The following is a 13,970-nucleotide window of genomic DNA, read 5'->3' on the forward strand; positions in this document are numbered from 1 at the left end:
CTACTGTGACGCAGACACCACAAGGCACGCAGTCTGTAGAGACGGCGCGCACTTGTAGAAATTTTGAGGTGCTTGGAGAGGCGGCCTGGGTAAGGCCGCCGAATCTTCAGCGAGTTGTTGCCAGTTCCTGTTGGACGCTGGCGACAGTGCGAGGCCAAGGTTTACCAGCCTGAACCTTCGCTGGCAAGGCCTTGATGGCGGAAACGGCTGCATCACGATTGGCGAAGTTGCCGTAGGTGATCACGTAAAGCGGCTTGCCGTTGAGGACTTTCTTGAAGTAACGGTACTCGCCACCCTGCTCCTTGACGAAGTTTTGTGCGGACGCTTCGGAGCTGGTGCCGAGGATCTGCACCACGTAGTTGCCCGGTGCTTGCCCTGCGTACCAGGTGCCGCCAGCCGCCTTGGCCACCGGGGCTGGTTTCTCTGCAGGCTTGGCCGCAGCAGCAACGGCTGGCTTGGCCGGTGCTGGAGCAGGTTTAGCCACTGGAGCAGGCGCTGGCTTGGCACTGGCGACCTGAGTCGGCGCAGGGGTAGGCTTGGCGGCTGGCGTCGGCGCAGGACCGGCAGGAACACCCACAGGCGGCGCGGTTGTGGTGACGGTCGGCGGCGTAGCGCTGGAACCTTCGACCGGCACGCCATCGTCGCCTTCGGTGATGCCGCCTGCGGCTTCAGCCAGCGGACCTCGCATGACCGGCTGCGAATTGCCGACCAACGGCAATGGCATCGGCTGCGTGTTGCCGGCGAATTCGACGGCTGGAGCACCGCCACTATTCGCTGTTGGCTGGCCCTGACCAAGCGGCAGTTGCGCCTGTTCGTTGGCCGGTGTACCCGTGGTCGGTGCCTTGTTGCGACCCGGCATCAACCAGGCGGCAGCTACCGCGACCACGACCACGGCGGAAATCGCCAATACGTGTTTCTTCGGCATATTGAACCCCATTTTTGGACGCTTGACCGCTGAGCGGCTGGCGATCATGGCTTCGATCATTGCATCGCGGGCGACCTGATTGATGCTGCCAGGCCAACCTTCGGAGCTTTCGTGAATATCAGAGATCTGATCTGCGGTGAAAAGTTCGATACCGCGACCAGCGCCTTCAAGCCGCTGCTCCAGATATTCGCGAGTTTCTTCTTCGGTGTAGGGCTGTAGTTCGATGACGTGGAAACGCTCTTCCTCGAGATGCAAAGCCTCAAGCTGAGCAATCAGCGAGGTTTCACCGAACAGGAACACATGCGGGCGGCCTTCAGGCGCGCCGGCAGCGAGGATCATCAGCGCCTCAAGGGCGGACTCGTCCAGTTGTTCGGCGTCATCGACCAGCAGATAGACTTCCTGCCCGGTCAGTGCAAGCTGCACCACCTGGGCCAGAATAGCGTCGGCATCAGCCTGGGCAACGTTCAGCGCCTGGGCCACCTGACGCAACACTCCGGCCGCATCGCCGGCGCCACGGGCGGACACCACCAGACTTTGTACCGATTGCTTGTTGGTACTGGCGACCAGGGCCTGGCGCAACAGGGTCTTGCCACTGCCCTCAGGACCGGTGACCACCAGCAGTAACTGGCTGTAACGCGCCAGGTGATGCAGTTGTCCCAGCACGGGCTTGCGCTGGGCCGGGAAAAACTTGAAGCCAGGCACCCGCGGAGCAAAAGGGTCATGACTCAACTGGTAATGGCCGAGGAAAGCCTCGTCGGCATGCAAACTAGTCATTGTGTTCTTATTAACCTTTAAGCTGGGCCAGGGCGCGGTAGTCTGCCCCCAGCGTGGCCTGTAGAACCTCTTTCGGATAATCGTCGGTCACCACCGCTTCACCCATGTGGCGCAGTAGCACCAGGCGCAAACGACCGTCGATCACTTTTTTATCAATGGACATGTGTTCGAGGAAATCGGCTTCTGTCATCTCTTCTGGCGGTATGACCGGCAGCCCCGCACGCTGGAACAGGCGAATGCCGCGATCGCGCTCTTGCTCGCTGATCCAGCCCAGTCGCGCGGACATTTCCAGCGCCATTACGGTGCCAGCAGCCACTGCTTCACCATGAAGCCATACACCATAGCCCATGTGGGTTTCGATGGCGTGGCCAAAAGTGTGGCCCAGGTTCAACGTGGCACGAACGCCCGTCTCCTTCTCATCGGCACCGACCACCGCTGCCTTGGCCGCGCAGGAGCGCTCGATGGCATAAGTCAGGGCTTGTTGATCCAGATTGCGCAGACGGTCGACGTTGTCTTCGAGCCAGGTCAGGAACGGCTCATCGCAGATCAGCCCGTACTTGATGACTTCGGCCAACCCGGCGGACAGCTCGCGCGCCGGCAGGGTATTGAGGCTGGCGGTATCGATCAGCACCACGTTCGGCTGATAGAAGGCGCCGACCATGTTCTTGCCCAGCGGATGGTTGATCCCGGTCTTGCCGCCCACCGAAGAGTCGACTTGCGACAACAGTGTGGTCGGAACCTGAATGAAATCGACGCCGCGCTGGTAGCAGGCGGCGGCAAAGCCGGCCATGTCACCGATCACACCGCCACCGAGGGCGATCACTGTGGTGCGGCGGTCATGCCGGGCGGTCAGCAGGCCGTCGAAAATCAGTTGCAGGGTTTCCCAGGTCTTGAAGGCCTCGCCGTCGGGCAGCACCACGGAAATCACCGAGAACTGCGCCAGGCTGCGGGTCAGACGCTCGAGATAGAGCGGCGCAACAGTCTCGTTGGAGATGATCGCTACTTGCCGTCCGCGAATGTGCGGGGCCAGCAGCTCAGGCTGATCCAATAAACCTTCGCCAATATGAATCGGGTAGCTGCGCTCGCCTAGATCGACCTTGAGTGTCTGCATGTGTCCCCACAGTGAAGATGAATCAGGCATCCTGCCCTGAGTTTACGGATATCCACGGCCTCTGCTGGTGTGACGCCGTTCGCAAGCCATCCGCCACAACCTTGAGCGGTCATGGCGCGACGTCGAGGATAGCGCATTTCGCGCGGCGCTTTAACGGGGTGGCAACTGCTGCAAGCGCTCTAGAATGTCGAGTACGACCATTCGTGGCGGTCGCTCATCGGTTTCGACCACCAGGTCGGCAATTTCCCGATAAAGCGGATCGCGGATCGCCAACAGATCCCGAAGGGTCTTGGCCGGATCGGCAGTACGCAATAATGGCCGATTGCGGTCGCGGGCCGTGCGGCCGACCTGCTGTTCGACAGACGCATGCAGATAAACCACCCGCCCACCGGCATGCAGTGCCCGGCGATTGGCTTCGCGCATGACCGCGCCCCCGCCTGTCGCCAGCACCACACCGTCGTAATCGCACAGCTCGGCAATCATTGCCTGCTCGCGATCGCGAAAGCCCGGTTCGCCTTCTTTATCGAAGATCCAAGGGATATTGGCGCCCGTGCGCAATTCAATTTCCTTATCGGAATCTTTGAATGGCAGGCGCAGCTCTTTGGCCAGCAACCGGCCGATGGTGCTTTTTCCAGCACCCATCGGTCCAACAAGAATCAAATTTCGCACAGAATCAATGACTCACAGCAATCGCCTGGTTATTCATGATACGCGGAGTGAGGAATACCAACAGCTCGGATTTTTTCTCCGAAACCACATCACGCCGGAAAAGGCGGCCAAGATACGGCACATCGCCAAGAAATGGCACCTTATCTACGACCTTGCTCTGAGTATTTGAGAAAACGCCGCCAATGACGATGGTCTCGCCATCGTTGACCAGGACCTTGGCGTTGACTTCGTTTTTCTTGATGGGCGGCACATCCTGGACCTTGTTCAGGAAGTCCGGTTCGTCCTTGGTCACCTTGACCTCCATGATGATCCGGTTGTCGGGCGTGATCTGCGGCGTCACCTCCAGCGACAGCGAAGCCTCCTTGAACGACACCGAAGTCGCGCCACTGGAACTGGCTTCCTGATAGGGAATCTCGGTGCCTTTGAGGATTTTGGCGGTTTCCTTGTCTGACGTGACCACCTTGGGTTGCGAGACGATTTCCCCGTTGCCGGTTTTCTCCATGGCTGTCAGTTCCAGGTCCAGCAGGACGTTATCGGTGATGAACGCGATGCCGATTCCCGAGGTGTTATTGACCGCGCCCATGTCGACGAACGGTGAATTGGTGCTGGTACTGCCGGGCGTGCCAATGGTCGACGACCCATTGACCCCGTTACTGACACCGGAGGTGTTCCAGTTGCCCTTGTTCTGTATCGAACCGCCCCAGCGCACCCCGAGACTTTTGTCATAGTCGACGTTGGCTTCGACAATGCGCGCCTCGATCATGACTTGACGCACAGGGATATCCAGTTGCGTGACAATCCTGCGCAACTCATCAAGCCGGTCCTGGGTCTGGTAGGCAATGATGTTGTTGGTGCGCTCGTCGACGGTGATAGACCCCCGTTCGTCGGATTTCGCTTCGGCACTGGTCACCGACTGGAAGAGCTTGGCGATGTCCGCCGCCTTGGCGTAGTTGACCCGCAACAGCTCCCGACGCAATGGCGCCAGATCGGCAATCTGCTTCTGTGATTCCAGCTCCTGGCGCTCACGAGCAGCAATTTCATCGGCCGGTGCAACAAGCAGGACATTGCCGACCTTGCGCTTATCCAGCCCCTTGGTTTTCAGCACCAGATCCAGCGCCTGGTCCCACGGCACGTTCTGCAAGCGCAAAGTGATGCCACCCTGCACCGTGTCGCTGGCCACCAGATTGAGGTTGGTGAAATCAGCGATCAGTTGCAGCACCGAACGTACATCGATGTCCTGGAAATTCAGCGAAAGCTTCTCGCCGCTGTAGGCGTGTTGCCCGGCATTGCGCTTTTGCGGGTCGTCGACCGTCGCCGGGCGAACGCTGACCGTGAGCTTGCTGTCGGTCTGATAGGTCGAGTAATCGAACCTGCCACCGGGCTCAATGCTGATGGTGGCTCGATCGCCGCTGGCGCTGGCATTGACGAACTGCACTGGCGTGGCGAAATCCTTCACATCCAGACGCACGCGCAACGGCTCGGGCAATCGGGTTTTGGCAAATCCGACGATGATCTTGCCCTCGCGCTCTTGTATGTCGGGCGCCATCGATGGATCCGACAAGTCGATCACCACGTTGCCTTCACCCTGGGTTCCCCGTTGGAAATCCACACCGCGGATGGCCTTGCCTGCCGGCGCAGCGGCTCGTGCCGGAACTGGCATTGCTGCTGTAGCCGCCGGCCTGGATGTCGACGGCTTGACACCCTGCCCGACAACTACCAGCAAATTGTTGCCTTCAATTCGCGAGTCGTACGGGGCCGGCTGGGTCAGGTTGATGATCAATCGTGTACGGTCACGGGCTTCCACTACCGTTGCACTACGGGCATTTCCACTGCCGAGATCGCGAGTCTTGCTGGCCAGCTGACTGGCGACACCCGGCAAATCCAGGGCAATCCGGGCCGGCGACTCCGTTGTGTAGCCGCGGGGCACCGGGGGCGGCTCATCGAACGTCAACTTCAACTCGACACGGTCTCCCGGCAGCGTAGCGACATCCAGCGTCTTGAGATTGGCCGCTTGTACCATCGGCGACAACAGCGCTATCCATAGCGAAAGGCCGAAGGTTGAGAAAATCCGGTTCATTATTCGAGTTCCACTATGAGTGCTCTTTCAAAGGGATGGTCCGGGGACGCTCCAGCCACGCGCCCTGACCATCAGGGACAATTTCAACCACTTCGACTTGCGAGCCATTGATTGCAACGATCCGTCCGTCGTTACGCCCCAGGTAATCGCCGACTTTCATCCGATGGACCCCACCCGCCCCTCGCAGCAAGGCATAAGAGCCCGTTACATTGGAAAGGGTGCCGACCATCTCAAACTGCTCGATGTTGAAACCTTCGAGGTATTGCTTGACCCGACCAGGGTCGGGTTTGACGTTACGTGAACCCCGCCGCTGAGCCGCCAGATCAGTGCTGATCTGCGGCGAAAACGGGCTGCGCAGATTCGCCGCGTTGTAGGTGAATGTCGGGTAAGACCGGAATACCGGCGCTGGCTCAATCCTGCCCGGCCCACGCAGGCGCATTTCGTTCATGTACGCGTCCAGATCGTTGTAGTCATCGCCTGCGCCACAACCGGACAGGGCAGACAGCACCACCACTACCGAAAAACACTGCGCCGGTCTCATCGATGCTGTCCCTTGTCGTTGTAGCGGTAGGTCTTGGCGAGGATGCTCAAGCGCAGTTTCGGACCACCCTGGGGGCTGAGGGGGGCAAGGTCGAAATCGTGCAAGGTGACGATTCGCGGCAATCCGGCCACACCACTGACGAAGGTGGCCAGGTCGTGGTAATCCCCGGTGACCGTGATCTGGATCGGCAGTTCGATGTAGAACGGCTGGGCGACCTCCGGCAGCAGCTTGATCTCTTCGAACTCCAGGCCACTGCCGAGGCCCGTACGCGTGATGTCTTCCAGCAAGCCGGGCACTTCGGTGTCGCCGGGCAGTTGCCGCAACAGCACGCCGAAGGCGTTCTCCATCTCCTTCAACTGCCGGGTGTAGAGATCCAGATTCGCCGCCATGCGGGCTTTGTCGGCGAACTGCTCCTTGAGTGTAGACTCTTCCTCGCGCTTGAGATCGAGCTGGCTCACAAGGTCGCGGGTGGAAAAGCTATAGCCAAAGGCCAGCACCAGAAGCACGAGCAAACCAGCCACCAGAAACTTGATCGGCGGCGGCCAGGAGCCCATGTTGCTGGTATCCAGCTCATTGATGTCGATCTTGCGCAGCCCTTCGAACCATTCGGATGGACTCATTTGCCCCCCTCCGGTGCTGCGGGTTGAGTCTGGCGAACGGTCAACTGGAAGACGTTGGCCGGCTCCACCTGGCCGGCAGCTGTGGCCTTGACTTCGGTCAGGCTCGGCGCATCGAACCAGTCTGATGCCTCAAGGTTGCGCATCAATTCTGAAACACGGTTGTTGGATTGCGCAGCGCCGGTGATGGACAAGGTCTTTGCGGTCATTTTCACTTCGGTGAAATACACGCCGTCAGGCAGTGCTCGCGCCAACTGGTCAAATATTCGCCCGCTGATTTGGCGATTGCCCTGCAGGTCCTGGATGATGCGCATGCGCTCGACCAGTTGCTGACGGCGCGCCTTGAGATCATTGATCTGTTTGATCCGCTCATCGACCACGGCGACTTGCTTGCCGATGTAGTCGTTACGGGCGACTTGCCGGTCGATGGCACCGCTGATGGCCTGGTTCGCGACCAGTACCGCGCCCATCGTGCCCACCATCACGGCCACCAGGACCAGCAGGAAGCGCTTGCGGCGGGCTTCACGCCGCTCCTCGCGCCAAGGTAAAAGGTTGATCCGTGCCATCAGTCGAAGCTCCTGAGGGCCAGACCACAGGCGATCATCAACGCCGGGGCATCACTCGCCAGAGCAGCACCATTGACCTTGCTGCCCAGAGTCATTTCGCAAAAAGGATTCGCAACCTGGGTCGGCGTGCCCAATTGCTGCTCGATCAAACGGTCCAGCCCCGGGATCGACGCGGTACCGCCGACCAACAGGACATGGTCGACGACGCTGTACTGGCCTGAGGCGAAGAAGAATTGCAACGAGCGCGACACCTGCTGCACCAGCGCCTCTCGAAATGGTTGCAAGACCTCACCGGCATAGTCATCCGGCAGACCGCCCTTCTTTTGCGCCAGCCCCGCCTGCTCCAGCGTCAAGCCATAGCGACGCTGGATTTCCTCGGTCAGTTGCCGACCGCCGAACAGTTGTTCGCGGGTGTAGATAATCCGCCCGTTGCGCAGCACGCTCAGGGTGGTCATGGTGGCGCCGATGTCCACCACTGCGACCGTCGAAGACTCCCCGGAAACCGCGAGACGGCTGGCCAGCAATTCGAATGAACGCTCCAGCGCGTAGGCCTCGACCTCGACCACGCGGGCGGTCAGCCCCGCCAGGGTCAGGGCTGCCTCGCGGACTTCGACGTTTTCCTTGCGGCAAGCGGCTAGCAACACGTTGACGCGATCCGGATTGCGCACGGAGGTGCCCTGGACTTCAAAGTCGATCGCGACTTCGTCCAGCGGATAAGGAATGTACTGATCAGCCTCGATCTTCAGCTGGCTTTCCATCTCGTCCTCGGAAAGACCTGCATCCATCTCGATGGTCTTGGTGATCACCGCCGAGCCTGCCACGGCCACGGCCACGTTCTTGAGGCCGGTTCTGGCCCTGATCAGCACGCGCGTGAGGGCCAACCCCACGCTTTCGAGTTCAGCGATGTTCTTTTCGATCACCGCGCCGACCGGCAATGGCTCGACCGCATAGGCTTCGACCCGGTAGCGCTCGCCCTGACGGCTCAACTCCAGAAGTTTCACCGCGGTGGAGCTGATGTCGATTCCCAAGAGCGTATTGGATTTTTTGTTGAAGAGTCCTGGCACTACCAATTCCCTATGACTTTCCGTGAGTTACGGACTCTGCAATATCCATTGCGTTCAATCCACCCGTCTTGACAGCAGCGTCAACCACGCTCCCGGTCAGAAAAATGCTTATAATGCCCAGCGTTTTTTTTCCGCATTTGCTCAAGCGCGGGTCGTTCTCATTTAGCCTGAACCCTGTTGCCCAATTCATTTTTGCCCTGGATATCCAAAAGCCTTGATTCGTCTGCTGAAGTTTTTCGGTTGGTCCATCGTCGCGGTTTTCTGCGGACTCCTTCTGGGTCTGAGCGGGGCGTACCTCTACCTTAGTCCCGGGCTGCCGTCCGTGGAGGCGCTGAGAAGCATCCAGTTGCAGATCCCTTTGCGGGTCTACAGCAGCGATAACAAGTTGATCGCAGAATTTGGTGAAATGCGCCGCACGCCGATCCGTTTCGCCGACATTCCCCCCAATTTCATCAATGCGTTACTAAGTGCTGAAGACGACAATTTCGCCAACCACTACGGCGTCGATCCGAGCAGCCTGATGCGTGCCGCGACCCAGTTGGTCAAAAGCGGACACATCCAGTCCGGCGGCAGCACGATCACCATGCAGGTGGCGAAGAACTTCTTCCTGAGCAGCGAACGCAGCTTTTCGCGCAAGACCACCGAGATCCTGCTGGCCCTGCAGATCGAACGGCAGCTGACCAAGGACGAGATCCTCGAGCTGTACGTCAACAAAATCTATCTGGGTAACCGTGCCTATGGCATCGAGGCGGCGGCGCAGGTCTATTACGGCAAATCGATCCGCGATGTCAGCCTGGCGCAGATGGCGATGATTGCCGGTCTGCCCAAGGCGCCGTCGCGCTTCAACCCGCTGGCCAACCCGGCGCGCAGCAAGGAGCGTCGCGACTGGATCCTGGGGCGCATGTACAAGCTCGGAAAAATCAGCGAGGCCGACTACACCACTGCGGTCAACGAGCCGCTGAACGCCAGCTATCACGTGCCGACTCCAGAAGTGAATGCCCCGTACATCGCCGAAATGGCCCGTGCCGAAATGGTTGGGCGTTATGGCAGCGACGCGTATACCGAAGGCTTCCGCGTCACCACCACGGTGCCGAGCAACCTCCAGGAGCTGGCCAACACCGCGGTCCACGAAGGCCTGATGACCTACGATCAGCGCCACGGCTATCGCGGACCCGAGTCGCGGCTGCCGGGCAAGACTCGCGAAGCCTGGGCCACCGAGCTGACCAAACAACGCACCATCAGCGGCCTGGAACCAGCCATCGTGACCCTGGTCGACAAGAACGGCCTGCAAGTGCTGACCCGCACCGGCCAGGAACACGTGAGCTGGGACACCATGAAATGGGCCCGCCCGTTCCTCAATACCAACAGCATGGGCGCCAATCCGAAGCAACCTTCGGACGTGGCTCAAGTGGGCGATCTGATTCGCGTGCAGCGTCAGCCGGACAATTCGCTGAAATTCAGCCAGATCCCGCAGGCCCAGGGCGCGCTGGTGTCCCTGGACCCGCAGAACGGCGCCATTCGTTCGCTGGTCGGCGGTTTCGCCTTCGAACAGAGCAACTACAATCGCGCATTGCAGGCCAAGCGCCAGCCGGGTTCGAGCTTCAAGCCGTTCGTCTACGCCGCCGCACTGGATAGCGGCTACACCGCCTCCAGCCTGGTGAACGACGCACCGATCGTGTTCGTCGACGAGTACCTGGACAAGGTCTGGCGCCCGAAGAACGACACCAATACCTTCCTCGGCCCGATTCGCCTGCGCGAAGCGCTGTACAAGTCGCGCAACCTGGTGTCGATCCGCTTGCTGCAAGCGATGGGCGTAGGCAAGACCATCGATTACATCACTCGCTTCGGCTTCAACAAACAGGACCTGCCACCCAACCTTTCCCTGGCGCTGGGCACCGCGACCCTGACGCCTATGGAAATCGCCACCGGCTGGAGCGCCTTCGCCAACGGCGGCTACAAGATCACCCCGTACATCATCGACAAGATCGAAAGCCGCAACGGCGACACACTGTTCGTCGCCAACCCACCAAGCGTGCCTCAGGGCGGTGCTGCCAGCGATGGCATTGCCGCGCCAACCGCCCCTCAAGCCTTCACAGTCAACGCAACGGTGGGCGAAGCCCCAGGCACTACGTCGACGCCACAAGCACCCGCCGTGGCTGAACGCATCATTGACGGGCGCACCACGTACATCCTCAACAGCATGCTTGAGGACGTGATCAAGCTCGGCACCGGTCGCCGCGCACTGGCCCTGGGCCGCCCGGACATTGCCGGCAAGACCGGCACGACCAACGAATCCAAGGACGCCTGGTTCTCCGGTTACAACGCCGATTACGTGACGACCGTGTGGACCGGTTTCGATCAACCGGAAAGCCTGGGCCGCAAGGAATTCGGCGGCACCGTCGCGCTGCCGATCTGGATGAACTACATGGGCCCCGCGCTCAAAGGCAAACCGCCACATACGCAGCCGGAGCCGGAAGGCATACTCAGCCTGCGAGTCGATCCGATCAGCGGCCGCGCGGCCAGCCCGGGCACCCCGGGGGCCTACTTCGAGCTGTTCAAGGTCGAAGATACGCCACCGTCGGGGAACGAACTGGGCAACGGCCTGGCACCTGGCAGCCCGCTGCCAGCGGATGAAGCGGCGCCGATCGATTTGTTCTGATTGGATGACGCAAGGCAAAAAGCCCCGCTCTTCGTTGGAAGGCGGGGCTTTTTGATATCCGGGTTTCTTGTAACACCACCATCGCGAGCAAGCTCGCTCCTACAGGGAGTACGCATTCCAAGGTAGGAGCGAGCCTGCTCGCGATAGCAACCTGAAAGCCAACCCAAAACCCTCAGGCACAAAAAAGCCCCGACTCTCACAAGCCGGGGCTTTTCGTTGAAGCGCTACAACAGCTTAGCCGTTGAACACGTCATCCACGCTTTTCAGCGGGTAGTTCTTCGGATACGGCAGGGTCGCCACACCGGTCTCGATCGCGGCTTTGGCCACGGCATCGGAGATCAGGGTGATCAGGCGGGCATCCATTGGCTTCGGAATGATGTACTCACGACCGAATTCCAGCTTGATGCCGCCGTAGGCGTCGCACACTTCCTGAGGCACCGGCAACTTGGCCAGTTCGCGCAGGGCGTTGGCCGCAGCCACTTTCATTTCTTCGTTGATGCGCTTGGCGCGAACGTCCAGGGCACCACGGAAGATGAACGGGAAGCCCAGTACGTTGTTGACCTGGTTCGGGTAGTCGGAACGACCGGTAGCCATGATCACGTCGTTACGAGTGGCGTGCGCCAGTTCCGGGGAGATTTCCGGATCAGGGTTGGAGCAGGCGAACACGATCGGGTTAGGCGCCATCGACAGCAGGCCTTCAGCGCTCAGCAGGTTCGGACCGGACAGGCCTACAAACACGTCAGCGCCTTGCAGGGCGTCAGCCAGGGTGCGCTTGTCGGTCGCGTGAGCGAACACAGCCTTGTACTGGTTCAGGTCGTCACGGCCGGAGTGGATCACGCCGGTACGGTCGACCATGTAGATGTTTTCGATGTTGGCGCCCATGCTCACCAGCAATTTCATGCAGGAGATGGCGGCAGCGCCGGCGCCCAGGCAGACGATCTTGGCATCAGCCAGGGTTTTGCCAGCGATTTCCAGGGCGTTGATCATGCCAGCGGCGGTCACGATAGCGGTGCCGTGCTGGTCATCGTGGAATACCGGAATATCGCACTGCTCGATCAGAGCGCGTTCGATTTCAAAGCACTCTGGTGCCTTGATGTCTTCCAGGTTGATGCCACCGAAGGTGATGGAGATGCGCTTGACGGTGTCGATGAAGGCTTGCGGGCTTTCGGAGTCGACTTCGATGTCGAAAACGTCGATGCCGGCGAAGCGCTTGAACAGTACGCCTTTACCTTCCATCACTGGCTTGGAAGCCAATGGGCCGAGGTTACCCAGGCCGAGAATCGCGGTGCCATCGGAAATGACTGCAACCAGGTTGCCTTTGCCGGTGTACTTGTAGGCCAGTTCAGGATCGCGGGCGATCTCGCGGACTGGTTCGGCTACGCCCGGGCTGTAGGCCAGCGACAGGTCGCGAGCGGTAGCAGTGGCCTTGGTGAGCTCGACACTCAGCTTCCCTGGACGAGGATTGGCGTGATATTCGAGAGCGGCAGTTTTCAGATCAGACATTTTGGCATTCCGCTTTTACTGTTGGACAGACTGGTCAGCGAGGATACGCGCCTCGCAAAGTCCCCACAAGACTGACCGGTCACCCCTGTCAAGCGCCCGGCCCTACGACTTTGGACCAAGAGCCACGGAACACAAGGGATAGACTGTTCACAATCGACAGAAAAAATGTCTACAATTTTTTATCACTGTGCCGCTTGAAGCATCGCCGGATCGGTCAAGGGCAACATCCAGCGCGCCTGGCCATCCTTGAGACCGCCTTTGCGCGAGCGATCCAGCACCCAGCCGCGCGCCTCGACCTGCTTGCCCTTGAGGCTTTCCAGCGAAATCACATCGAAACGCGCCAACAGATTGGGTGCAACGCGTAATACAACAGAATCCTGTAACTCGATCCAAACTCCGCCGCGATTGCGCTGCACCTTGCTCACACGACCGCTGAGCACGGCAAAACCGGAAGTGCTGATCTGCTCCGCTTTCAGTACAGGCGACTGGCGCCACACACCGAGCCCGGCCTGTCGAGCGTTGCGCTCTGCGGCTTGCTGACAGGCGACCAGATCGACATTCGGTGCCACGGCCACCAGAAAACCCAGGCCCTCGGCGAGCATCTGCGCTTCGAGGTTGGCGCCATCGGCACCGTAGACATGGGCCAGGGTGCGGCCATAATGGTCCTTGCTTTCTTTGCCAGGCACCAACCCAACCCGCCCGTCACTCGCCGCCACCAGAGCTTCGAGGCGTTTGCGCGCGGCCACGGCGAACGGTTCGTCGGAACGGCCTTTCTTGCCCAGTTCCGGCGTGTTCAAGCCGATCATGCGCACGCTGCGGCCATCGCTCAGGCGCAGGGTGTCGCCGTCCACTACCCGCTGCACCGCTACGGGCGTCAGGCCGCTTGGCGCCGGGCAAAAGGCTTGGGCGCCAGACAGCCAAATCGCGGACATAAAAAAGGCGCCCGCCAGGGACGCCTTCTTCATCAGCATGGAAAAACCGTAGCGGCTTCCCAAGTTGATCGGCCTTAGGCCTTTTTCGCGCCGAAAGCACCGAAACGGTCGGCGAACTTCTGTACGCGACCACCGGTGTCCAGAGTCTTCTGCTTACCGGTGTAGAACGGGTGGCATTCGTTGCAAACGTCGATCGCCAGGGCTTTGCCGAAGGTCGAACGGGTTTCGAACTTGTTGCCGCAGCTGCAGGTAACAGCAACTGCCGGGTATTCTGGATGGATATCAGCTTTCATGGTGTCTTCCTCAGGCTAGCGTGCCGCCACCCAACACTATTGTTGAATACCGCACGTAATTAGGCCGCGGATTCTACCAGACAATCCTGATCACGCAAGCTGTCCCTGAAACCAGTCGTCTGCTAGGCTCCCGGCCCAATACGCGATCCCTGTAGGAGCGWGCTTGCTCGCGATGAGGGCGTGTCAGTCAGCATATGTGTTGCCTGACACGGCGCTATCGCGAGCAAGCTCGCTCCTAC

The 13,970-nt window shown here is 60.1% G+C and carries 12 protein-coding genes; 1 reads left to right on the top strand and 11 read right to left on the bottom strand.

Annotated elements, in window-relative coordinates:
- Positions 1-106 precede the first annotated feature (106 nt).
- The 8 genes from AC1DVH_RS00240 to AC1DVH_RS00275 form a co-directional block, all read right to left on the bottom strand.
- A complete protein-coding gene (locus tag AC1DVH_RS00240) occupies positions 107-1,699 on the bottom strand; it encodes an ExeA family protein (protein WP_477752171.1) in 1,593 nt (530 codons plus the stop codon).
- A gap of 10 nt (positions 1,700-1,709) precedes the next feature.
- Positions 1,710-2,810 carry a 3-dehydroquinate synthase gene (gene aroB / locus AC1DVH_RS00245; protein ID WP_007975598.1) on the bottom strand — a complete coding sequence of 367 codons (1,101 nt, stop codon included), beginning with the start codon at positions 2,808-2,810 and terminating at the stop codon, positions 1,710-1,712.
- A gap of 150 nt (positions 2,811-2,960) precedes the next feature.
- On the bottom strand, positions 2,961-3,479 hold the full coding sequence (gene aroK, locus AC1DVH_RS00250) for a shikimate kinase AroK (protein ID WP_015093141.1): 519 nt from the start codon (positions 3,477-3,479) through the stop codon (positions 2,961-2,963).
- 4 nt (positions 3,480-3,483) lie between these two features.
- Positions 3,484-5,556, bottom strand: a complete 2,073-nt coding sequence (locus AC1DVH_RS00255; protein WP_477752172.1) for a type IV pilus secretin PilQ — start codon at positions 5,554-5,556, stop codon at positions 3,484-3,486.
- 13 nt (positions 5,557-5,569) lie between these two features.
- A complete protein-coding gene (locus AC1DVH_RS00260; RefSeq protein WP_477752173.1) occupies positions 5,570-6,097 on the bottom strand; it encodes a pilus assembly protein PilP in 528 nt (175 codons plus the stop codon).
- Entirely contained in the window at positions 6,094-6,717 is a 624-nt protein-coding gene (locus tag AC1DVH_RS00265) for a type IV pilus inner membrane component PilO (protein ID WP_477752174.1), read from the bottom strand. The genes AC1DVH_RS00260 and AC1DVH_RS00265 overlap by 4 nt, the downstream gene beginning before the upstream one ends.
- Positions 6,714-7,280: a PilN domain-containing protein gene (locus AC1DVH_RS00270; RefSeq protein WP_477752175.1), complete on the bottom strand. Its 567-nt coding sequence runs from the start codon at positions 7,278-7,280 to the stop codon at positions 6,714-6,716. Before AC1DVH_RS00270 ends, AC1DVH_RS00265 begins: the two co-directional genes overlap by 4 nt.
- Positions 7,280-8,344 carry a pilus assembly protein PilM gene (locus tag AC1DVH_RS00275; RefSeq protein ID WP_477752176.1) on the bottom strand — a complete coding sequence of 355 codons (1,065 nt, stop codon included), beginning with the start codon at positions 8,342-8,344 and terminating at the stop codon, positions 7,280-7,282. Before AC1DVH_RS00275 ends, AC1DVH_RS00270 begins: the two co-directional genes overlap by 1 nt.
- A gap of 217 nt (positions 8,345-8,561) precedes the next feature.
- Here AC1DVH_RS00275 and AC1DVH_RS00280 point away from each other — a divergent pair, with 217 nt between their 5' ends.
- Positions 8,562-11,003: a penicillin-binding protein 1A gene (locus AC1DVH_RS00280; RefSeq protein ID WP_477752205.1), complete on the top strand. Its 2,442-nt coding sequence runs from the start codon at positions 8,562-8,564 to the stop codon at positions 11,001-11,003.
- Between the two features lie 234 nt (positions 11,004-11,237).
- Here AC1DVH_RS00280 and AC1DVH_RS00285 read toward each other — a convergent pair whose 3' ends face one another.
- The 3 genes from AC1DVH_RS00285 to rpmE all read right to left on the bottom strand — a co-directional run bounded on the left by AC1DVH_RS00285 (position 11,238) and on the right by rpmE (position 13,731).
- The gene (locus tag AC1DVH_RS00285) at positions 11,238-12,506 is read right to left on the bottom strand and encodes a malic enzyme-like NAD(P)-binding protein (protein ID WP_053153375.1); all 1,269 of its coding nucleotides are present in this window, start codon (positions 12,504-12,506) and stop codon (positions 11,238-11,240) included.
- 182 nt (positions 12,507-12,688) lie between these two features.
- Positions 12,689-13,477, bottom strand: coding sequence for a thermonuclease family protein (locus AC1DVH_RS00290; protein ID WP_477752177.1), 789 nt, complete (start codon positions 13,475-13,477; stop codon positions 12,689-12,691).
- Between the two features lie 35 nt (positions 13,478-13,512).
- On the bottom strand, positions 13,513-13,731 hold the full coding sequence (gene rpmE / locus AC1DVH_RS00295) for a 50S ribosomal protein L31 (protein ID WP_007975586.1): 219 nt from the start codon (positions 13,729-13,731) through the stop codon (positions 13,513-13,515).
- Positions 13,732-13,970 lie beyond the last annotated feature (239 nt).

Source organism: Pseudomonas sp. P4_C3, from assembly GCF_056402075.1.